At 70.7% G+C, this 19,860-nt stretch carries 15 protein-coding genes; all 15 read right to left on the bottom strand.

Translation table 11 applies throughout. From position 1 onward, the window contains the following. Window positions 1–30: 30 nt before the first annotated feature. The 15 genes from ACFUNE_RS10690 to ACFUNE_RS10620 all read right to left on the bottom strand — a co-directional run bounded on the left by ACFUNE_RS10690 (window position 31) and on the right by ACFUNE_RS10620 (window position 19,793). Window positions 31–978 (bottom strand): carbohydrate kinase, encoded by a 948-nt coding sequence (locus tag ACFUNE_RS10690; RefSeq protein WP_383564885.1) that lies wholly within the window; start codon window positions 976–978, stop codon window positions 31–33. 108 nt (window positions 979–1,086) lie between these two features. Further along, a complete protein-coding gene (locus ACFUNE_RS10685) occupies window positions 1,087–1,335 on the bottom strand; it encodes a type B 50S ribosomal protein L31 (RefSeq protein WP_383564883.1) in 249 nt (82 codons plus the stop codon). 95 nt (window positions 1,336–1,430) lie between these two features. Further along, window positions 1,431–2,765, bottom strand: a complete 1,335-nt coding sequence (locus ACFUNE_RS10680; protein ID WP_383564881.1) for an MFS transporter — start codon at window positions 2,763–2,765, stop codon at window positions 1,431–1,433. Then, the gene (locus ACFUNE_RS10675) at window positions 2,762–3,397 is read right to left on the bottom strand and encodes a helix-turn-helix domain-containing protein (RefSeq protein ID WP_383564879.1); all 636 of its coding nucleotides are present in this window, start codon (window positions 3,395–3,397) and stop codon (window positions 2,762–2,764) included. Before ACFUNE_RS10675 ends, ACFUNE_RS10680 begins: the two co-directional genes overlap by 4 nt. 66 nt (window positions 3,398–3,463) lie before the next feature. Next, the gene (locus ACFUNE_RS10670) at window positions 3,464–4,339 is read right to left on the bottom strand and encodes an ABC transporter substrate-binding protein (protein WP_383564877.1); all 876 of its coding nucleotides are present in this window, start codon (window positions 4,337–4,339) and stop codon (window positions 3,464–3,466) included. A 68-nt stretch (window positions 4,340–4,407) separates the two neighbouring features. Continuing rightward, window positions 4,408–5,037, bottom strand: coding sequence for a GNAT family N-acetyltransferase (locus ACFUNE_RS10665; protein ID WP_383564875.1), 630 nt, complete (start codon window positions 5,035–5,037; stop codon window positions 4,408–4,410). Window positions 5,038–5,086: 49 nt separating this feature from the next. Beyond that, entirely contained in the window at window positions 5,087–5,995 is a 909-nt protein-coding gene (locus ACFUNE_RS10660) for a YihY/virulence factor BrkB family protein (protein ID WP_383564873.1), read from the bottom strand. Between the two features lie 121 nt (window positions 5,996–6,116). Continuing rightward, complete coding sequence (locus tag ACFUNE_RS10655; RefSeq protein ID WP_383564871.1) at window positions 6,117–6,434, bottom strand: cupin; 318 nt, start codon at window positions 6,432–6,434, stop codon at window positions 6,117–6,119. A gap of 32 nt (window positions 6,435–6,466) precedes the next feature. Next, window positions 6,467–8,101 carry a glycoside hydrolase family 13 protein gene (locus tag ACFUNE_RS10650; protein WP_383564869.1) on the bottom strand — a complete coding sequence of 545 codons (1,635 nt, stop codon included), beginning with the start codon at window positions 8,099–8,101 and terminating at the stop codon, window positions 6,467–6,469. Between the two features lie 107 nt (window positions 8,102–8,208). Next, window positions 8,209–9,156, bottom strand: a complete 948-nt coding sequence (locus ACFUNE_RS10645; RefSeq protein WP_383564867.1) for a carbohydrate ABC transporter permease — start codon at window positions 9,154–9,156, stop codon at window positions 8,209–8,211. A 15-nt stretch (window positions 9,157–9,171) separates the two neighbouring features. Beyond that, entirely contained in the window at window positions 9,172–10,134 is a 963-nt protein-coding gene (locus ACFUNE_RS10640; RefSeq protein ID WP_383564865.1) for a carbohydrate ABC transporter permease, read from the bottom strand. Between the two features lie 78 nt (window positions 10,135–10,212). Further along, complete coding sequence (locus ACFUNE_RS10635) at window positions 10,213–11,625, bottom strand: extracellular solute-binding protein (protein WP_383564863.1); 1,413 nt, start codon at window positions 11,623–11,625, stop codon at window positions 10,213–10,215. 450 nt (window positions 11,626–12,075) lie between these two features. Further along, window positions 12,076–16,362, bottom strand: coding sequence for a discoidin domain-containing protein (locus ACFUNE_RS10630; RefSeq protein WP_383564861.1), 4,287 nt, complete (start codon window positions 16,360–16,362; stop codon window positions 12,076–12,078). 375 nt (window positions 16,363–16,737) lie between these two features. Further along, window positions 16,738–17,922: a S8 family serine peptidase gene (locus ACFUNE_RS10625; protein WP_383564859.1), complete on the bottom strand. Its 1,185-nt coding sequence runs from the start codon at window positions 17,920–17,922 to the stop codon at window positions 16,738–16,740. A gap of 476 nt (window positions 17,923–18,398) precedes the next feature. Continuing rightward, window positions 18,399–19,793 (bottom strand): condensation domain-containing protein, encoded by a 1,395-nt coding sequence (locus ACFUNE_RS10620; protein ID WP_383564857.1) that lies wholly within the window; start codon window positions 19,791–19,793, stop codon window positions 18,399–18,401. Window positions 19,794–19,860: the final 67 nt, after the last annotated feature.

Raw genomic sequence — 19,860 nt, 5'->3', positions numbered from 1 at the left:
TGGTACGGCGGAGGACACCCCCTGGAGGCGCTACCGCTCCGGGACAGGCGTGCTGGTCAGGGCCGCTGCCAACTCGTCCTCGTCGGGGGGCAGCGCGCCGGCCCGTGCGACGGTCACGGCGGCCGACGCCACGGCGTGGCGCAGCACGTCGGTCAGAACGGCCGGGTCCAGGGAGCGCAGCCGCGTGCGGCCCCGCGCTCCGAGCAGTCCGTGGGAGGCGAGGGCGTGAAGCGTGCCGGACATGAAGGCGTCGCCCGCGCCCACCGTGTCCGCGACCGGGACGGGCGGCGCGCCGATGCTCACCCTCGCACCCGGCAGGAAGGCCAGCGCCCCTCGGGGCCCCCGGGTGACCAGGACGACCGACGGTCCGGAGCGCAGCCACCGCTCGGCTGCCGCCCCGGGCTCCTCGTCCGGGTACAGCCACCGCAGGTCCTCGTCGCTGGCCTTGACGACATCGCTGAGCGCGACGCAGCTCTCCGCGCGGCGTACGGCGCGGCCGTGGTCCCCCATCAGTGCGGGCCGCACATTGGGGTCGTAGCTGACCGTGGCGTCCGCCCCGAGCGAGCGGACGAGGCCGAGTACGGTGTCCGCGCCGGGCTCCAGGGCGGTGGCGACGGACCCGGTGTGGACGTGGCGGGGCCCCACCGGCGGCTCCACCGGGCCCAGCGTCCAGGTGATCTCGAAGGTGTACGCGGCCCTGCCCGCCTCGTCGAGATCCACCACGGCCGCCGGGGTCGGCGCCCCGCTCCCGTCCGTCAGGACCCGCACCCCGGCCGAGGCCAGATGGTCCCCGATCAGCCGCCCGTGGGAGTCCGGGCCGAGCTGGGTGATCAGGGTGGTGTCCCGTCCCAGCCTGGCCAGGCCGTACGCGACGTTCGCGGGGCTGCCGCCGGGGTGGACCCGGTCGGGCGCGCCCGGCAGCCGGACGACGTCGGCGACGCATTCGCCGATGACCAGCAGGGCGGGGCTGTCGGGCATGGGGCGGGTCTCCTGGAGGACGCGGGCGGGGCGCCCGGTGCGGCACGGCTGCCGCGCACGGGTGCCGCCGATTCTGCCCGTGCCCGGTGAACCGCGGGGACCCGGGGCTCAGGCCTCCTCGCCGTAGCGCTTCTCGAACTTGGCGACCTGGCCCTCGGTGTCGACCACCCTTGCCTTCCCGGTGAAGAACGGATGGCTCTCGGCGGAGATCTCCACGTCGATGACCGGATAGCTGTTGCCGTCGTCCCAGTCGATCGTCTGCTCGCTCGACGCCGTGGACCGGGTCAGGAAGGCGTACCCGGCGGAGCGGTCGCGGAAGACCACGGGACGGTACGGCGGGTGCTTGTCCTCTTGCATGTCTGCTCCTGGGGGTACGGGGATCTCGCGTCCCGGCTTCGGGCCAGCCTCGCCAAGGGAGGCAGCGGGCGCGATCCGGGGCGTCCGTACGGGTCTCACTCGGACGCGGGGGCCGGCACGGCCGCGGACGCGGCGGGGGCGCGCCGGGCCCAGAGCAGCGTTCCGGCCAGGAGCACGACGGCGCCGAGAAGCCACGGCAGCGGGCCGGCGGGCAGTACGCCGACGGCGAGGCCCGCCGCCGCCCCGACGAGCTGCTGGGCCAGCGACTGCACGGAGAGGGCGGTCGCCCTCCCCGAAGCGTCGACCCGTCGGTGCAGGAGGTCGTTCTCGCTGGGCCCGGCGGCGCCAAGACCCAGGTACACCAGCCCGTAACCGGCGGCGGCGAGCGCCGCCGGGAGTCCGCCCGTGGCACTCACGGTGGTGCCCAGGGCCAGCAGGCCGGCCGTGCTCACGCCGAGGCTCACCAGGACCGCGCGTTCCCCGTCGCCCGCGAGCCGGGCGACGAGCGGCGCCAGTCGGCTGCCGAGCGCGGAGCAGACGAATCCGGCAGCGGCGAGGCCCGCGAAGAGCACCGCCCCGGACTCCGGTGACCCGGTCAGCGCGGCGGCGCGGCCCGGGGTGAGCAGTTCGACGGCCGCGAGTGCGGTGCCGGCTGCGCCGGTGGTCATCAGGACGCGGCGGACGAGCGCGTCCCCGGTCCCGAGGCGCAGCCCCGCGCCGATGGCACCGGGAACGTCCCGCAGGACACCGCGCAGGGTGGCGGCGGGGCGGGGAGGTTCGGTCAGCGCGGTCAGGACGTGGAGGACGTAGAGGAGCTCGACGGCCACGCCCAGCAGGAGGGGGACGGAGAGCGGCAGGACGAGCCCCGAGGTGAATTCGCGCAGCGCGGATCCCGCGTCCGGGCCGAGGCCGAGCAGCCAGGGCAGCGCACCGCCGAGCAGGACACCGATGGCGACGGCGCCGGAGGACGCGGCGGCCCCGCGCGCCAGCCCTGTACGGAGTTCGGCGTCGGGGCCCGCGTGGGCGTGCACGGTGTCGACGTACCAGGCTTCGGCGGGGCCGCTGGACAGGGCGCGCCCCGCTCCCATCAGGGCCATGCCGAGCACGATCACCCACGGGGCCGTCCCGAGGCCTATGAGTGCCAGGGCGCAGGCGTTGAGTACGCCCGCGCCGGCCAGGACGGTGCGGCGGCCGATGACGTCGGCGAGTCCGCCGGTGGGGAGTTCGAGGGCTGCCACGGTCAGGGAGTGGGCGGCGTAGGCCGCGGCGACAGCGGCGAGCGTCAGGCCGCGCTCGGTGAGCAGCAGCACCATGGGGGCCATCGCGAGGCCCGCGGGCAGCCAGAAGAGGAACGACACCGTGACGTATCCGCGGAGCGCGGAGCGTTCCCCGGGCCCGGGGAACGTCCCGGAGCCCGACGGCCGGCTCACGTGGCGGTTCCGGTGCCGGAGGTCCCGTCACCGGCCGGCGCGTCCGGCCCGGCCGGAGCCAGCGGGAGTCCGGCGGTGAGCAGCACCACCTGCTCGGCCCGGGGGTCGTGCTCGTCGCGTGCGGTCAGCTCCGCCACCTTGGCGTCGATCGCGTCCCGGAGCTCACGGAGGGACTCCGGCGTGAGCCGCGGCATGAGGTCGTCGATCCCCGAGGGGTCGTGCCACTCCTCTCCGAGCCGGCCCGCCTCGATGTCCGCCTCGTGCCGGTCCACCGACTCCTGCAGGTGCTCGATCTGGCGGCGCCTGCCCAGCACGAGCATGGACCGGCCCGCCGGGGTGGCCAGCATGGCCGCGTTGCTCGCCGAGGTGACGGAGTGCACGGCCGTCCAGCGGCGCTCACGTCCGTCCCGGTGCTCCGCCTCCGCGACGAAGGCGTACTTGGCCAGCACCCTCAGGTGGTAGCTGGTCGAGGCGGAGGACTCCCCCGTCCTGACGGCGAGCTCGCTCGCGGTGGCCGGTCCGTGCTGCCGCAGCAGGCCGAGCAGCCGCAGCCGCAGGGGGTGGGTGAGCGCCTTCAGCGCCGCCGAGTCGCGCTCGGCGTCGAGTACGCGGTGTGACGCGTCGCTGTCCATGGCCGCAGCCTAGGGCCGGTCCACCCTTTGCCAAAATACTTTTGCAGAATTTTTTTTGGAAAATTCTCAGCTGTTCGCCGCCGCCTCCAGCGCCTCCGCCACGAGCCCGAGGAATCGGGCGTGGGCCTGCGGACTGCACAGGGGTTCCGGATTCCACGGCACCGTCCGCGCCTGCCTTACCGCACTGTCCCAGACGGGGGCGGCGATCTCGTCGAGCGGGATCGCGTTGGACCTGATGTCCGTCAGGACGACGCCTGGCTCCAGGGCCGCCGCCTCCGCCCAGTCGAGGGTTGCCCAGTTGACGCCGGTCCCCTCGGGCGGGGACACGAGCGCGACCCCCAGCTCGGCCAGGACGCGCAGCTCGGGCCACATGTGCGGTCGCGCCGCATACGCCTGCTCCTGACTCGCGGGCGAGAGGGCCACCACCCCGGGCCCTCCTGAACCGGCTGCCGCACGGAGTCGCTCTCGGGCCGCGTGCAGGTCGTCCGCCGCGCCGGGGGCCGGCGCGCCGCCGAGCGAGCGCGCCAGCTCGGCGAAGCGCTCTGCGACCCGGTCCAGGGTGCGGGCCTGGCCCACGTCGATCACGACGACCGGAACGCGCTCCTCCAGGTGCTTGGCGGTGTCCGGGTCCAGTCCGTAGAGCTGGCCGTGGCCGTAGCTGACGGCGACGACCAGGTCGGGCCTGCCCCGTAACAGCGTGTCCACGTCCAGGTCGTCACCCGCACCCCGGTAGTCCAGGGCCTCCAGCGGGAGCGTGCCCGTCTTCGCACGGTCGGGTTCCGCGCCGTCGTGCCCGGAGCCGAAGATCCCCTCCGGGCGTACCCCGTAGTCCCACAGCGTGGCTCCCGCCTGGACGTACGCGAGCACCCGGGACGGCGGGCGGTCCGCCACCACCAGCCGGCCCCGGTCGTCCGCGAAGCCCCATGCGCTGTCCTCGGTCATGCCGCTCACCCCTCCGAACCGGCGGCCCGGGCCCTCTCCCGGGCTCGCCACCCACTACCTGCCCAGCTCTACGCCCCCACACCCGCCGTGGAACGCCCGAGATAGGTCAGCGGCCCGGGATCGGGCACGTCGATCACCTGGAATCCGAGCCGGTCGTAGAAGGCCCTGGCCGGGGTGTTCGCCGTCAGCATGGACAGATGAGCCGCCCGGACACCCTTGTGGTGCAGCGCTCCCAGGAAGGCGCCCATCAGCTCCCTGCCGTGCCCCCTTCGCTGCCACGGCGGGAGCAGGTCGATGTGCAGGTGCGCGGGGTGTCCGTCCAGCTCGGGGAGGACCATGCGCTCGGGGCGGTGGAGGAGGGCCGTCATCGCCTCGGTGAGGGTGCCGGGTTCACCCTCGGGCTCGGGGAAGCGGTCCGTGACCCGCGGGAGCCAGGTCGCGCGGAAGGCGTCCACGAACCCCCGCGTGTCCGCGGTCCCCAGGACGTAGCCGACCGCGCGGCCGGAGCCGTCGTCCAGGACGAAGGCCAGCTCCGGTTCGAGGTGGGCGTAGGGCGCGGCGAACAGGGCGGGCATCAGGCCGGGGTCGGGGTACAGATGCGTGCTGTCACCGCCGTTGTCGGCCGTGCGGACACAGATGTCCGCGAGGGCCTCCTCGTCGGCGGGACGGTAGGGGCGTACGTACGCGGTCCTGTTCATCGCCCCATCCTTGCTTTTTGGGAGCGCTCCCACAAGGCCCTCGGGCCCCTCAGGACTGGTCCTCCCGGCTTTCGGCAGTCCGCGCCAGCTCGACGTTGAACTGGGCGCCGGTCAGGAGAGCCAGGTTGGTGAACCAGATCCAGATCAGGAAGACGACCAGGCCGGCCAGCGAACCGTACAGCCTGCTGTAGCTGCCGATGTGGGTCGCGTACAGCGCGAATCCGGCCGAGGCCACCAGCCACAGGAACGCCGCGAGGACACCGCCGGGCAGCCCTTGGCGCACCCCGCGCGCGGAGCGCGGGCCGGTGCTGAAGAGGACCACGATGAGGCAGACGACCAGACACAGCAGCACGGGCCACTTCAGACCCGCCCAGAGTGTCTCGCCCGCCTGGGCCAGGCCGAGCCGGCGGCCGAGCCAGCGAGCCAGGGGCCCGGTCATCACGAGGGCGAAGGCACTGGCCATCAGCAGGACGAGGAGCCCGACCGCGGAGGCCACGATGATGTGCGCCTGTCGCAGCGGGGGCCTGGTGTCCTTCACGTGGTGCATCGTGTGCATGGCCCTGCGGAAGACCGCGAGATAGCTGGAGGCCGACCAGACGGCGCTGATGCTTCCGGTGGCGACGAGCAGCCAGACGGCGGTGCGCTCCTGGGTGGCTGCCTCCAGGGGCCGGCGCAGGGCCGCCCCGGACTCGGCGGGCGCGAAGGCCGTGATGTCGGCGATCAGCGCGTTGGTGGCATCGGGGTTGGCCAGGCCGATGACGGAGACGGTGACCAGGAGTGCCGGGAGCAGGGCGAGGATGGCGTAGTAGGTGAGGGCCGCCGCCCAGTCGGAGAGGTCGTCGCTCCACAACGACACGGGGGTGCGGCGCAGAGCGGTGCGCCAGCGCCTCGCCCGGGCGGCGCGCCCTGCCGGGGGTGCGGCCGGTTCCGCGACGGGGTCTTCGGTCCTGCTGGGCACGCGGATACTCCGGGGGACGTAGGAAGGGCGGGCGGTCAGGACACCGGCACGGATGTGCCCGGCGTCCCTGCTGCCTCCCTTTCTCTCATGCCTCGGTCCCGCCGTTGTACTCCCGGCCTGCTCAGTCGTTGACGGCGGTGAGCAGCACCACCGCGTCCTCCAGGGCCAGCAGACCGTGCCGCTCCTGGGGGATGGGGTGCAGCACGCCCGCCGCGAGGTCCACGTCACCGGATCCCGCCGTGAGCCGGACCGTGCCGCGCAGCACCTGGAGCGACGCTGCGGGCGGCGCGTTGTGCTCGTCGAGGGCGGAGCCCCCGGTGAGCGCGATCACCGTCTGCCGCAGCGGCTCCTGGCGCAGCAGCAGGTGCGCGCTGCGGCCGTGGGCGTTGGCGCGGGCTGCGGCCAGGTGCTCGTCGGCGAGAGCGTCCAGATCGTCCATACGACCACTGTGCCGCAGCCTCCGCTCCCCCGCTATCGCTTCCCGCGCAGCCAGGCCGCGGTATCACCCGGGAGCAGACCGGAGGGGTCCAGCGGGGCGCTGGTCAGCAGGATCTCGTCATGGTCCGGCAGCGGGACCGGGCTCCCCGAGAGGTTGACGACGCAGATGAGGCCGTGGGTCCGCTCGAAGGCGAGGACGCCCGGAGAAGAGGGCAGCCAGTTCAGCCGGCCGTCGGCCGTCTCGCCGGGGGCGGCGGCGAAGCCCGGCTCCCGGCGGCGCAGCCCCAGCGCCTCGCGGTACAGGGTGAGCATGGAGCCGGGATCGCCGGCCTGCTCCTCGGCGGCGTACGAGGGCCAGGAAGCCGGCTGCGGCAGCCAGGGTTCGGCCGTGGATCCGAAGCCCGCGTGCGGTTCGCCGGCGGACCAGGGCAGCGGGACCCGGCAGCCGTCACGCCCGGGGTCGACGCCCCCCGAGCGCAGATGCATCGGGTCCTCGATCCGGTCGCGCGGGATGTCGGCCTCGGGCAGTCCGAGCTCCTCGCCCTGGTAGAGGTAGACGGCGCCCGGCAGCGCCAGGGAGAGCAGGGCTGCCGCCCGGGCCCTGCGGGTACCGAGCTCCAGGTCGGTCGGCGTGCCGAAGACCTTGGCCGCGAAGTCGAAGCCGGTCGCCTCGCGCCCGTAGCGGGTGACCGTGCGGGTCACGTCGTGGTTGCACAGCACCCAGGTGGCGGGGGCTCCCACCGGGGCGTGCTCCGCCAGCGTGTCGTCGATCGCGGCACGCAGGAGCCCGGCGTCCCAGGGGCAGGCGAGGAAGTTGAAGTTGAACGCGGTGTGCAGCTCGTCGGGCCGCAGGTAGCGGGCGAAGCGCTCGGAGTCGGGGAGCCAGACCTCGCCGACGAAGATGCCGTCGTACTCGTCCGCGATGGCCCGCCACGAGCGGTAGATGTCGTGGAGTTCGTCCCGGTCGACGAAGGGATGAGGGTCGGTGCCCTTGACGAAGTCGGGCAGGGCGGGGTCCTTGGCGAGCAGGGCGGCCGAGTCGATCCGCACACCCGCGACGCCGCGTTCGAACCAGAAGCGCAGGACGTCCTCGTGCTCCTGGCGGACCGCTGGGTGGGCCCAGTTGAGGTCGGGCTGCTCCGAGGCGAACAGGTGCAGGTACCACTGTCCGTCATCGATCCTGGTCCACGGGGTACCGCCGAACTCGGAGACCCAGTCGTTGGGCGCGATCTCCCCGTGCTCGCCCCGCCCTTCACGGAAGTGGAAGAGCTCGCGCTCGGGGCTGCCGGGGGCGGCGGCCAGTGCGGCCCGGAACCAGTCGTGCCGGTCTGAGACGTGGTTGGGGACGATGTCGATGATGGTGCGGATACCCAGCTCACGGGCTTCGGCGATGAGCTTCTCCGCCTCGGCGAGATGGCCGAAGGCAGGGTCGATGGCCCGGTAGTCGGCCACGTCGTAGCCGCCGTCGGCCAGCGGAGAGAGGTACCAGGGGGTGAACCACAGGGCATCCACGCCCAGTTCGACGAGGTACGGCAGCCTGGCCCGTACTCCTGCGAGGTCGCCGGTGCCGTCTCCGTCGCCGTCGGCGAAGCTGCGTACGTAGACCTGGTAGATGGCGGCGTCGCGCCACCACGGTGCGGTGGCCTCGGTCGGACGGATGGCTGCCACGTGACGTTCCTTTCGGGCAGGAGGTACTCCGCCCCCGGCCCGGACGCGGGGCATGTGATGGAAGGGCCGGCGGCGGAGTGCTGGTGGGAGGCGGTGTAGCTGGGGCGTCAGCCCTTCAGGCCGCCCGCGGTCAGACCGCTCATGATGTTGCGCTGGAAGAGAAGGAAGATGAGCAGCGTCGGCACGGACGCGATGGTGAGCGCCGCGATGAGGACGTTCGTCGGCACCCCGTTGGAGAGCGAGTAGATGCCGACGTTGAGGGTCTGCTTCCCGGGGTCGGGCAGGGTCAGCATGGGCCAGAGGAAGTCCTTCCAGACTCCGACGACCGCGAAGATGGAGACGACGCCCAGGATCGGCCGGGAGATCGGCAGGATGATGGAGCGCAGGGTCCGCAGGGGCGAGGCGCCGTCGATGGCCGCGGCGTCGAGGAGTTCGCCCGGGATGGAGTCGAAGAACCGCTTCAGCAGGAAGATGTTGAAGGCGTTGGTGACCGAGGGCAGCCAGATCGCCCAGGGCGAGTTGAGCAGGTTGCGCTCGAAGATCGGCACGTCGAGGACCGTGAGGTACTGCGGGACCACCAGCACGGTCGCCGGGATCATCAGGGTGGCGAGCATCATGCCGAGGATGACCTTGCCGAACATCGGGCGCAGCTTGGACAGCGAGTAGGCGGCGGCAACGTCGAGGACCAGCTGGAAGGCGAGCGCCCCGAACGCGTAGTACAGGGTGTTGAACAGCAGTTGGGCCAGGTCCATCACGTTCCACGCCTGGGAGTAGTTCTCCGTGTGGATCGAGGAGGGGAAAGCGGTGGGCGGGCTCTGCACGACTTCCTGGGTGGTCTTGAGACCACCGGTGACCATCCAGTACAGGGGGCCGAGGAAGGCGAGCGTGAAGGCCGCCACGACCAGGGCGAAGATGATCCAGTAGAGCGCCTTCCCCCGTGGCCGGCCGAGCTGGGCCGGTGAGATGAGGGTCCGCTGGCGGCTCTGGTCGGTCTCCCGGCGGCGGGCCCTGCCTGCGCCGGGTCCGCGCCGGGAGACAAGCGTGTTCGATGCCATCGTCGTGCTCCCGTCCTAGTCTTCGCTGCTGCGGCTGAGGCGTACGTACACCGCGGAGAAGCCCGCGAGGACGACGAGCAGGAGGAGGCCGAGGGCCGCCGCTCCGCCGTAGTTGTTGAAGTTGAAGGCGTACTGGTAGATGAGGTAGACGACGGTCGTGGTGGAACCCTCGGGGCCGGCGCCGTTGGTGAGCAGGAAGGGCTCGGTGAAGACCTGCATCGTCGCGATGATCTGCATGAGCAGCAGCAGCGACAGGATGAGCCGGGTCTGCGGGATGGTGACGTGCCAGATCTTGCGGAGAATTCCCGCTCCGTCCAGCTCGGCCGCCTCGTACAGCTCGCCGGGAATGCCCTGGAGGGCGGCGAGGTAGATGAGAGTGGCCCCTCCCATGTTCATCCAGGTGGAGGCGATGACGACGGAGAGCATGGAGGTGCTCGGGTCCTGGAGCCATTGCTGGGCGGGCAGATGGAGGAATTCCAGGATGCGGTTGAACAGTCCGTAGCCCGGGTCGTAGAAGTACTTGAAGAGCAGGACCGAGGCGACCGGTGGCAGCATGACGGGCAGGTAGACCAGCAGGCGCAGGTATCCCTGCGCGTGCCGGAATTCGTTGAGCACCACGGCCACGACGAACGGGACGGCGAATCCCAGGACGAGTGCCAGGACGGTGAAGAGAAGGGTGTTGCGCCAGGCCTGCCAGAACGCCGGGTCGTTGAAGACGTAGCTCAGGTTGGACCAGCCGGCCCAGGTCGTCCTGCCGTCCTCGGTCTTCTGGAAGGCCAGGACGAACTCCCTGACCATGGGATACCAGGAGAAGAAGGAGAAGCAGAGGACGGCTCCGATCAGGAAGCCGTGCGCCGAGATGTTGCGGCGCAGGGCGCGCACGAACTCCTCACGGGCGGAGTCCGGCCCGGTGGGCCGCGGGTGGTGCCCGGGAGGCGGTGCGCTCGCCTTCCCGGTGGACAGGGTGGGGGCCGACATGGTCTCTCCTCGGTGCAGTCGCTCGCAGACGGTACGGATGCGGGGCCGGGCCCGCCCGGCCCGGCCTCCGCACGTCCGTTACTGGTTCGCCAGAACCTGGTTGACCTGCTGCTCGGCGGTGTCGAGCAGCTTGTCGATGTCGGCGTTCTTGTTGGTCAGGACACCGGACATCGCGTTGTCGAGGATCTTGTAGATCTCCTGGGCCTTCGGCGGCTCCGCCTTGCCCTGGACGGGGTTGTCCATGAAGGCCTTGAAGTTCTCGACGGGCATCGTGGCGTTGGCGACGCGTTCGGCGTCGTCCGCCGTCTTGCTCTCACCGACGAAGAAGTTGGGCTGCGGAAGCCCGACGGGGAGGTTGTCGGTCTTCCTGCGGCCCCAGTCGAACTGCCCCTTCTTCGGGGTGAGGTTCTGGAAGTTCAGCCAGGCGACGGCGGCCTTGATCTTGTCGGGCGAGCTGCCCTTCTTGATCATGTAGTTGTTGCCGCCGAAGAGGGTGCCCTGGGCCCCGGGGATCGGGCCCATGCCGAAGTTCTCGTACTTCGCGCCCAGCTGCTGCACCATGTACGTGATGTCGTCGGGCGCGGCGAGGAACATGCCGAGCTTGTCGGTGGCTATCTGCTTCTGCAGATCGCCCCACTTGAGCAGCTGGGTCTGCCCCATGCTGTCGTCCTCCCAGCGCATGTCGTGCAGCTGCTGGAGGACCTGCTTGCCCTTGTCGTCGTTGAAGGCGGCCTTCTTGCCGCTCGCGTCCACGACGTCACCGCCCAGGCCGTACTGCGAGGCGGTGAAGTGCCAGCCGCCGTTGTTCCCGGCGCTGTACTCGCCGAAGCCGGCGATGCCCTTGCCGAGCCCCGCGATCTTCTTGCTGGCGGCGCGTACCTCGTCCCACGTCGCCGGCGGCTTGTCCGGGTCCAGACCGGCCTGCGTGAAGAGCTTCCGGTTGATCATGAGGCCCATGGTGTAGTTGCTGGTCGGCAGCGCGTAGAGCTTGCCGTCCTTGCGGGCCACGTCGAGCACCTGGGGCTGGATGTCCTTGAGTGCGGGGACGGACGTGTCGTTGACATACGCGGAGATGTCCTCGGCGCCGTCGTTGTCCAGCACCTGCTGGAGGTCGGTGAAGTACGCGTAGAACACGTCCGGCTGGGACTTGCCCTTGAGCATGGCCGTGAAGCGCGGGGGCTCCAGACACTGACCGGGAGTGGACTTCCCGTTGATCTTGACGTTCGGGTACTTCTTGTTGAACGTCTTGATGTCCTCGTTCCACTCGCGCAGCTCCGCGGCCTTCGCGGCCGGCGGCATGCAGTCGATCGACAGCGTCACCTTGGCCTTCGGGTCGAGCGGCGCAGACGGATCGGACGAGCCGCTGCCGGAGTCGTCGTTCGTGTCGCCGCTGCTGCTCGTGCCGCAGGAGGCAAGGGCGGTCAGGGCGAGCGCGGTGACTACGGCGGCCGCGGAGGCACGGCGGGTACGGCGAATCCCAGCACTTCTCATCGGTGGTCCCCTTCGGGCATGAGCACGGAAGGCCTCGGCCGACTGTCTGCCGGGGCGCGGCATACTCAACCACCAGCGACATGGGAGCGCAATATCTCGCGCAGATTTCGTAAATGTTTGACAGCGCTCCGCATGTGAGGAGTCCCCGATCACCGGCCCCCTCCGCCCCGCCAACATGGCTCTGCCCGGCTCACACAGGGTGAGCCGGGCAGATACGCCCCACTGGGGCGCCCGTCGGGGATCCGCCCCACTCGGGACGGGCGCCACCGATGTCGGGCCAGGGGCCGCAAGAGTCAGACTTCTGACTGCAAAGAGACTACGCGGGAGGGCGCGGGCCCCGGCCTCCTGGCGAAGCCCAGGAGGAGCCCGTGAGGGCTCCCCGGCGAGTCCTCAGGGAGGAGGACTCGCAGGGGCCTTCCCCGGCCCGCACGGGGCCGGGGAAGCCTCCTCCTACGGGTTGATGTTGATCTTGAATCCGGGGGTGGTGTTCTTCACGTCCTGGGCGTTGTTGCTGAGCTTCAGTCCGTTGAAGGTGACCTCACCGACGGCAGGGCCCTGGCCCGCCTCCGGCATCTCGTTGGCCCACAGGCCGAAGCCGGACTTCGCGTCGAACGCGTCACCGCTCTTGCGCGCGCCGGAGATCGAGATGTCCGTGAGCACCGTGTCCTTGATCGGGAACTGCGGCTGTCCTCCTACGTAGTTGGTCTGGAACATGATCCCGCTGTACGTCGGGTCGACGATGTCCACGTTCGAGATGCGGATCCCCTGGAAGACCTTGGAGGCCGAGAACAGCCAGATGCCCGGGAACGTCTGCGTCCCCCAGAAGTGGCCGCCGGACCGCACCACCGACACGTTCTCGATCGCCGTGGGCCCGGTCCCGAATCCGTTCATCGGGTAGCCGAAGTCCAGCGAGCTGACCGTGATCCCGGAGTACACCAGGGTGTCGGCGATGTGGATGTTGCGGAAGGTGTTGTCGTAGCCGCCGTACACGGCCACTCCCGCGGCCCGCCAGGTGAGGATCGAGGTGAGGTTCTCGTACACGTTGTTCTTCATGTCCGCGCCGCCGGAGTCGATCGCCGAGAACAGCGCGAAGCTGTCGTCCCCGGTGGCTCGTGCCTCGTTGTTGGTGACGTGGTTGTCGGTGGACCCGTTCGTCATGTTGATGCCGTCGGCGAACATGTTGCGGATCCGGGAGTTCTTGATGGTCACACTGTCGGTGTTGGCGCCCCAGTAGAGGCACACCATGTGCTCGTTCCAGATGTTGTCGATCACGATGTCGGAGACATTCGAGAAGTCGAACACCTTGCCGGGCCCGTCGATGCGGGACGTGTAGTTGCCGAAGTACGCGAAGTTCGAGAACGAGGAGCCCTTCGCGCTCGCCTCCGCACGGAATCCGATGTCGGTGTTGTCCTGCGTGGACGGGGCACGGAACCGGGTGAACCAGGGACCTGCGCCGACGACCTTCACGGCCTTGCCGTAGACCTGGAACTTGCTGGCCGTGGAGTAGTCACCGGCCGGCAGGTAGACGCCGACGAGCTTCCCCGTGGTGTCCATCCGGACCTTGTCCAGGGCGTTCTGGACGTCCTGGTGGGTGAAGCCGGCGGGCACCGTATAGGTGGCCGGGTCCGGGTTGGCGACCTGGGAGACCTGCTCCAGGCTGACGAAGTCGATCGCGTAGGTGCTGGTGTTGGCCGCGTCCTTCTGCAGCCGGATCCTGCTGCCCGCCGGGACGGTCTTCCCCAGCATGACGTTCGCCTCGTCGTAGATGTGCCGGGGCGCGCCCGAGCCCGGGTCGTTGCCCGGCCCGGTCTCGTTCCCGTACAGCCAGGCGTACTTCGAGGTGAGGTCGATGGCCTTCAGGAAGGTGCCGTCCACATAGACGTTCAGCTTCGAGTCGATGCCGCCGCCGCCCGCGGAGTCCGGGATGGAGAACCGGGTGACCAGGGTGTTGGTGGTCGCTCGCGTCGTGAACTCGACGTAGTTGCCCGTGGAGTCGAGCGTGACGGCCTTGCGGCCCGACGCCTCGCCCGCGACGTCGCCGACGGTCCTGTTGGGGCCGACGACCTTGGCACCGCCGCCGGTGACCCCGTCCTCCGCCTCGTACATGTCGTACGGCATGTTGGCGCCGCGCCCGACGAAGAGCGATTCGGTGCTGGTGTTGTTCGTGCGCTTCACCAGCAGCTCGTTGGCGTCGTCGGCGATCACCACCTTCACCGTGTACGAGCCGTTGGCCGCCGTCCAGGTGCCCAGGGAGACCGGTGCGGTCGTGGCACCCGCGGCGATGGCGCCGTTGTGCGCGCCGGTGAGCGTCTTGACCGTGGCGCCCTTGGAGTCGATCAGGCTGAGCGTGATCCCGTGGGCGCCGCTCGCGGAGGCCACCGAGCCCTGGTTCTTCACGGCGACGGAGAAGGTGACCGTGTCACCGTTCGAGGGGCCCGAGGGGGAGTTCGTGACCGCGCTCGCCACGAGGTCGGAGCTGGAGACCGGCTTCACGACCAGCGGTGTGCCACTGGTGAAGCGGTTGTTGGTCTCGTTCTGCTCGATGATCTCGCCCGCCGGGTCGACGACGGCTCCGATCGTGTAACTGCCCGCGTCACGCGCTCCGATGGAGGCGGTGACCTGGGCGGAGGCGCCTGCGGCAAGAGCGCCCACCGAAGCGGTGGCGACCTTGGAACCGCCGAGCTCGAAGTCCACCTTGCCGGCGGGAGAGGCGACCGCGCCGGAGTTGCGGACGGTGGCCGACAGGGTGATGGCGTCCGATTCCACAGGGGCCGAGGGCGAGGCGGCGACCGCCGTGACCTGTAGGTCCGGGTTGGGGGCCGGAGCGCCCAGCACCTGGAACTCGGCGACCTGACCCGCGCCGGATCCGCTGTTGGACGTGAACTTCAGCTGGACGTCGGCCACTCGCGCGGTGACCGGGATCGTCACCGTGTTGCCCGTCGCCGGGCTGAACGCGTAGTCCTTGGCGGCGGCCAGACTCGTGAACGCGGTGGCGTCCTGCTCCCGGCCGAGCACCTGGATGTTCTGGGTGCGCGCTCCCCAGCTGCTGTCGGGGTTCAGCTTGACGACGACGCTCTCCGTGTCGGCGTTGGCACCCAGCTTGACCGTCAGGGTGTTGGGGTAGCTGCCGCCCGCACCCTCCCAGTACGTGCTGAGGGAGTTGTCGTTGGCGTTGGCCGCGACGAAGGTGTGGACGACCGATGAGGCGGTGATCGGCTTGGAGACGGCGAGGTTGGAGGCGCCGCTCGTGGCTCCGTTCCGCGTCACGGTGTTGCTGGCGCCGGACACGTTGCCCGCCGCGTCCTTGGCCCGCACGACGTAGCTGACGGTCGTGGCGGCGGACTGGGTGTCGGTGTACGTGGTGACGTCGCCCGCGACGCTCTTGCGGAGCACGTTGTTGGCGTAGACGTCGTAGCCGGTGACGCCCTTGTTGTCCGAGGACGCCGACCAGGTCAGCTTGATCTGCCCGGTGGCCGGCTCCGTGAAGGCGAGACCCGAGGGCGCGGTGGGCGCCTGCGTGTCACCGGAGTCGCCGGTGCGGGTGACGGTGTTGCTGTTGCCCGACTGGTTGCCCGCCGCGTCCTTGGCCCTGACGTAGTAGGAGACGGTCTCGCTCGCCGGGCGGGTGTCCGTGAAGGTGGTGACACCGCCCGCCACGCTGGTCAGCAGCGTGTTGTTGGCGTAGACGTCGTAGCCCGTGACGCCGGTGTTGTCCGAGGACGCCGACCAGGTCAGCTTGATCTGCCCGGTGGCCGGCTCCGTGAGGGCCAGACCCGAGGGCGCGGTGGGCGCCTGCGTGTCACCGGTGGCGGGGCCGTAGATCTCCAGCTCGGAGAGCTGGGCAGCAGGCTGGACGGAGTTGGCGGTGACGAGCACCCGCACGTAGCGGGTCGTGGTCGCGTCGAAGGAGATCGTCGCCGACTGCCCGCCCGCGGCGTTGAAGGTGTACGCCTTGGACGCGGTCAGGTCGCTGAACTCCGTGCCGTCGGCGCTGCCCTGGATCTTCAGCGTCTGGGAGCGCTGCTCCCAGCCGTCGGGCAGCCGGAGCACGACCCGGTCGACCCGGACCGACGAACCGAGGTCGGCCTGGATCCACTGCGGGAGCTCGTTGTTCCTGCTCTCCCAGTAGCTGGCCCTGTTGCCGTCGTTGCCGTTGGAGGCCGTGTACGTCTCGGTGTAGCTGCTCGCCCTGAGCGTCTTGCCCGCGGCGAGGTTGGCCGAGGACTCACCCGCGGCCCGGACCTCCAGCTCGGAGAGCTGCGCGTTCTGCCACCCCGTGTTGGCCGTGACGTTCACGCGCACGAACCGGGTCTGGGTGGCCGGGAAGGATATCTTCACGGCGTTGGAGGTGCCGGGGCTGAAGGTGTACGCCGCCGAGCTCTTCAACGTCGAGAAGCTGGTGCCGTCGGCGCTTCCCTGGACGGAGAGGGTCTGCTGCCTGGTCTCCCATCCCGCGGGGAGCTTCAGCGTCACCTCGTCCACCCGGGCGGTCGTGCCGAGGTCTGCCTGCACCCACTGCGGCAGCGTGCCGCCCGATCCTTCCCAGTACGTCGCCTGATTGCCGTCCGTCACGTTACGGGCGGCGTACTCGCCGGCGCTGCTCGCCGCGGCGGTCCGCCCTGCGGCAATGTTGGGCCCGTCGGCCGCCGCAGCGGTGAGCGATGGCCATCCGATCATCAGAAGACTGGTCGTGACCACGGCGGAAAGGGCCCGCCATCTCCAGCGTTGGGCTCTCATAAGTCCCCGATCTTGGGCCTCGGTGCGGGACACACCGAGGACGCGGCTCTGTCGGTACAGCTCTGCGGCACCCATTTCTGCATGCACTGAGCTGGCTTTTGCGCTTTGCCGTCAGAGAGTTGCAGAGAAGTGCGAGAGCGTCCACGGTTGGGACAGAAACCGGAACAGCGGATCGCGTCGCGCATGACCCCCAAACACGCCCGTATGAAACGGATTTGGAAGGAGACTTGAGTCTGGAACGAGAGAGAGGACGCACATGCAACGAACGTAAGAAATTTGCGTAGATCTGCAAGCTGTCGGAAAGTGCCTGTTCCACGGCACGACGAAGAGCGGGGCCCGCGGCACGCGGACCCCGCTCGGTGGAGCAGGCGGAGGTCAGAGACCGCCGGTGTACAGCAGCCGGTCGGGCGAGCCGGAGCCCAGACCCGTCAGGACGTCCGGGGTCGCCTCGGCGGCGAGCCAGTCGGCGACCTCCTGCGGCGCCGCGTCGGGATTCTGCTCCTTGTAGAGAGCCACGACGCCGGCGACGTGCGGACTGGACATGGAGGTTCCGCTCAGCGTCGTGGAGCCGCCGTCGAGCTTCGCGGACACGATGTTCACGCCCGGGGCGTACAGCCACACACAGGTGCCCCAGTTGCTGAACGTCGCCTGTCGGTCCTGGTCGTCGGAGGCACCCACGGCGAGCACGCCGTCGGCGCGCGCCGGGGAGACGTCACAGGCGTCCTGGTTCTCGTTGCCCGCCGCGACCACGGGGAGGGTCCCCTCCGCCGCGAGGGCGTCGAACGCGTCGTCGACGGCCGACGACGCGGGCCCGCCGAGGGAGGCGTTGACCACGGCCGGCTGCTCGGCGTTCTGCGCGATCCAGTCGAGACCGGCGATGATCCCGGCCCACGTGCCCGACCCCTCGCAGTCGAGCACCCGCACCGGCACGAGGGTTGCGGCGGGGGCGACACCGTACGTCGCACCGGCCACGGTCCCGGCCACGTGCGTGCCGTGGCCGTTGCAGTCCTCGCCGTTGCGGCCGTCACCGATGGCGTCGTAGCCGGCCCCCACCCTGCCGCCGAACTCGCTGTGGGCGGCCTCGATGCCGGTGTCGAGGATGTACGCGGTCACACCCTGCCCGGTGCCGGACACGTCGTACGTACCGTCCAGCGGCAGATTCCGCTGGTCGATGCGGTCCTGCCCCCAGCTCCCGGCCGCGGCCCGCTTGCCCGCCGCCCCCTTGGCCGCGGGCGGCGCGACGGACGCCTCGCTGTTCTCCTCGACGGTCTGGACACCGGCCGCGCCGCGCACCTGCTCGAGCTGCGCGGGCGTGAGCGAGGCCGCGAATCCGTGCAGGACCTTGCTGTACGTGAAGAGGGTGCTGACCCCGAGCTGCTCGGCCATGGCGCCCGGCTTCTGCTCGGGCGAGAGGGTGACGATGTACTGGCCGGGCACGGCCCGGGCCGACTTCTGCACCGGCACGAGGGTCTCGCCGGTGTCGGCCGTGGCCGTGGTGGTGCCGATCAGAGGGGCGATCAGCAGTAGAGCGGCTGGTGCCCAGCGGGCGCGCAGGCGCATGCGTTCTCCCTTGAGGTGGAGGAGCGGATCGCGGACCACGTCAGGTCCGCGACGTGCGAACACCTGACCTTTCGTCCACATCCCGGGCGGGCCTTGAGCCGCGTCAGCCGGACAGCGCAACGATCGGTACCGGGCCAGGCCCATTCGGCCGATGCCATGAAAGGTTTCAATAGGTTCTGGCGGGCGGGGTCCGACCCGGCTCGACAGGGCCACCCATTCCGCAGACACCCGGCTCAGGACAGTCGGGTCAGAGGCAGCACGATCGCGGAGCGGCCTTCGGCAGGCGCCTGGTGCACCCTCGGTGCGAATTGAAACGTTCTATCCCACGCTCCGTGCCCCGGCTCCCGGCATGGGCGCGGCAGCCGGGGCGGGCCCGGCTCCATGTGGGGCAGGCACCGGCCTGCGGCACGCATGACGTGGACACCCACCACCTGACGTGAACACCGTGACCTCGTCGGGAAGGCCTGCGCCCCGGCTCAGCCTCCGAAGGCCGGCACGGGCTTGCCCGGTGTCGCCTCGTGGGTGATGAGGTCCGCGATGTGACGGAGCATCGGCTCGGCCCACTGCTGCCAGCTCGTGTCCTCGCGCCAGCGCAGGGTCAGGGTCACCCGGTCCTGCCGTGCGATGACCATCAGCATGCGGGGGGCGGCGGTCGCACGGGGCGGCATCGCCTCCACTACGTCGCACGGCGCGTCCCGCATGACCGCCGGAATCGGGTCGCCCCGCAGCGCGGCCTCGGGCATGAAGTTGAAGACCGCGCTGGTGAGCGCGCCGCCCCGCAGATCGCCCAGGACCTCCTCGGCGATGCCCCCGGTCAGCCGGTGATCGGCGTTGGCGTACCGGAAGACCTGGACCTGCTGGGCCGCCGCGGCCACCACCGTTGCGGCGAAGCCGCCGGGCTGCGCGACGTCGAGGGCGACCGGCGCGCTGATGACGGCGTTACGGACCGAACGCATGGCGGCCGCCGTCAGCCTGTTGGCCGAGAGCATCAGCGTGCCGACGACACCGGCCTGTTCGGCGGCACCGATGGCGCTGCTGAAGGCGGCCAGGTAGACCGCGGCGACCGGGACCCGAAGCCGGTCGGCGACCGTGGACGCGGCCTCGGCCAGCCGGAAGGACGTCATCGTGCAGCCCGGGAAGGACAGCGGGGGCCCGCCGGGCGGTGCCTTCGGCACGGGGTCGGGCCTGTGGCCGGCGAGGTCCCGTGACAGACGCTCGCACTGCTTCCGCCAATAGGTCAGGGCCCGTTGGAGGTGCGCGGCTCCGGCGGGCGTGGCCGACTCCCACAGGGCGAGGTCGACGGGCTGTTCCACGGGTCCGGCGGGGGTCCAGTCGGTGCCCCGGGCATGGGCCAGGAGTGCCGAGGCGAGGTCGTCGTGCAGCACGAGGACGCCGAGGCCGTCGGACGCCCAGTGGTCGACCACCACGGCGATCCGCAGGACCTTCCCTGCCCGGATGCCCATCAGCAGCGTGAGCGGCCACTGCGAGGCGAGCCGGAAGGACGTGCCCCGTGCCTCGGCCACTGCCTCGTCCCATGTGTCGAGGTCGACCGTCCGCAGGACCTGCTCGTATCCGGCGTCGAGGGCGTCCACGACCTGCCGGGCGCCGTCTCCGAGACCGGTGATGCGGCTGCGCAGCACCTCGTGGCGTGCCAGGACCTGACGCACCGCCCGCCGTGCGGTGCCGGGGTCCAGGGGCGTGGTGAGGGACAGTTCGCGGAACTGGTTGTCCTCGTGCGAGGCGATCTGGCGGTCGGGCGCCTCGGGCAGCCAGAGCCGCTGGACCCAGGTCAGCGGCCCGGTCCGGTCGGGGGCCGCCCGGTCCGCAGGGTCCGCGGGTCTCCGCAGGGGGGTCGGGTCTTGGACGGACACGTGGGCGTTCCTCTCGCGGGACGTGGGCCGGGCGGTGGACCGGCACGGCATCCGGTCCGGGGTACAC

The organism is Streptomyces sp. NPDC057287, from assembly GCF_042667905.1.
Classification (GTDB): domain Bacteria; phylum Actinomycetota; class Actinomycetes; order Streptomycetales; family Streptomycetaceae; genus Streptomyces.
The sequence above is the reverse complement of the archived record's forward strand: the minus strand, read 5'-3'. Positions and strand labels throughout refer to the sequence as shown.

Bases quoted from the DNA above. Each gene is read 5' to 3' on its own strand.
- ACFUNE_RS10690 (WP_383564885.1), bottom strand. From the start codon at position 978: ATGCCCGACAGCCCCGCCCTGCTGGTCATCGGCGAATGCGTCGCCGAC.
- ACFUNE_RS10685 (WP_383564883.1), bottom strand. From the start codon at position 1,335: ATGCAAGAGGACAAGCACCCGCCGTACCGTCCCGTGGTCTTCCGCGAC.
- ACFUNE_RS10675 (WP_383564879.1), bottom strand. From the start codon at position 3,397: ATGGACAGCGACGCGTCACACCGCGTACTCGACGCCGAGCGCGACTCG.
- ACFUNE_RS10670 (WP_383564877.1), bottom strand. From the start codon at position 4,339: ATGACCGAGGACAGCGCATGGGGCTTCGCGGACGACCGGGGCCGGCTG.
- ACFUNE_RS10665 (WP_383564875.1), bottom strand. From the start codon at position 5,037: ATGAACAGGACCGCGTACGTACGCCCCTACCGTCCCGCCGACGAGGAG.
- ACFUNE_RS10655 (WP_383564871.1), bottom strand. From the start codon at position 6,434: ATGGACGATCTGGACGCTCTCGCCGACGAGCACCTGGCCGCAGCCCGC.
- ACFUNE_RS10645 (WP_383564867.1), bottom strand. From the start codon at position 9,156: ATGGCATCGAACACGCTTGTCTCCCGGCGCGGACCCGGCGCAGGCAGG.
- ACFUNE_RS10640 (WP_383564865.1), bottom strand. From the start codon at position 10,134: ATGTCGGCCCCCACCCTGTCCACCGGGAAGGCGAGCGCACCGCCTCCC.
- ACFUNE_RS10635 (WP_383564863.1), bottom strand. From the start codon at position 11,625: ATGAGAAGTGCTGGGATTCGCCGTACCCGCCGTGCCTCCGCGGCCGCC.
- ACFUNE_RS10630 (WP_383564861.1), bottom strand. From the start codon at position 16,362: ATGAGAGCCCAACGCTGGAGATGGCGGGCCCTTTCCGCCGTGGTCACG.
- ACFUNE_RS10625 (WP_383564859.1), bottom strand. From the start codon at position 17,922: ATGCGCCTGCGCGCCCGCTGGGCACCAGCCGCTCTACTGCTGATCGCC.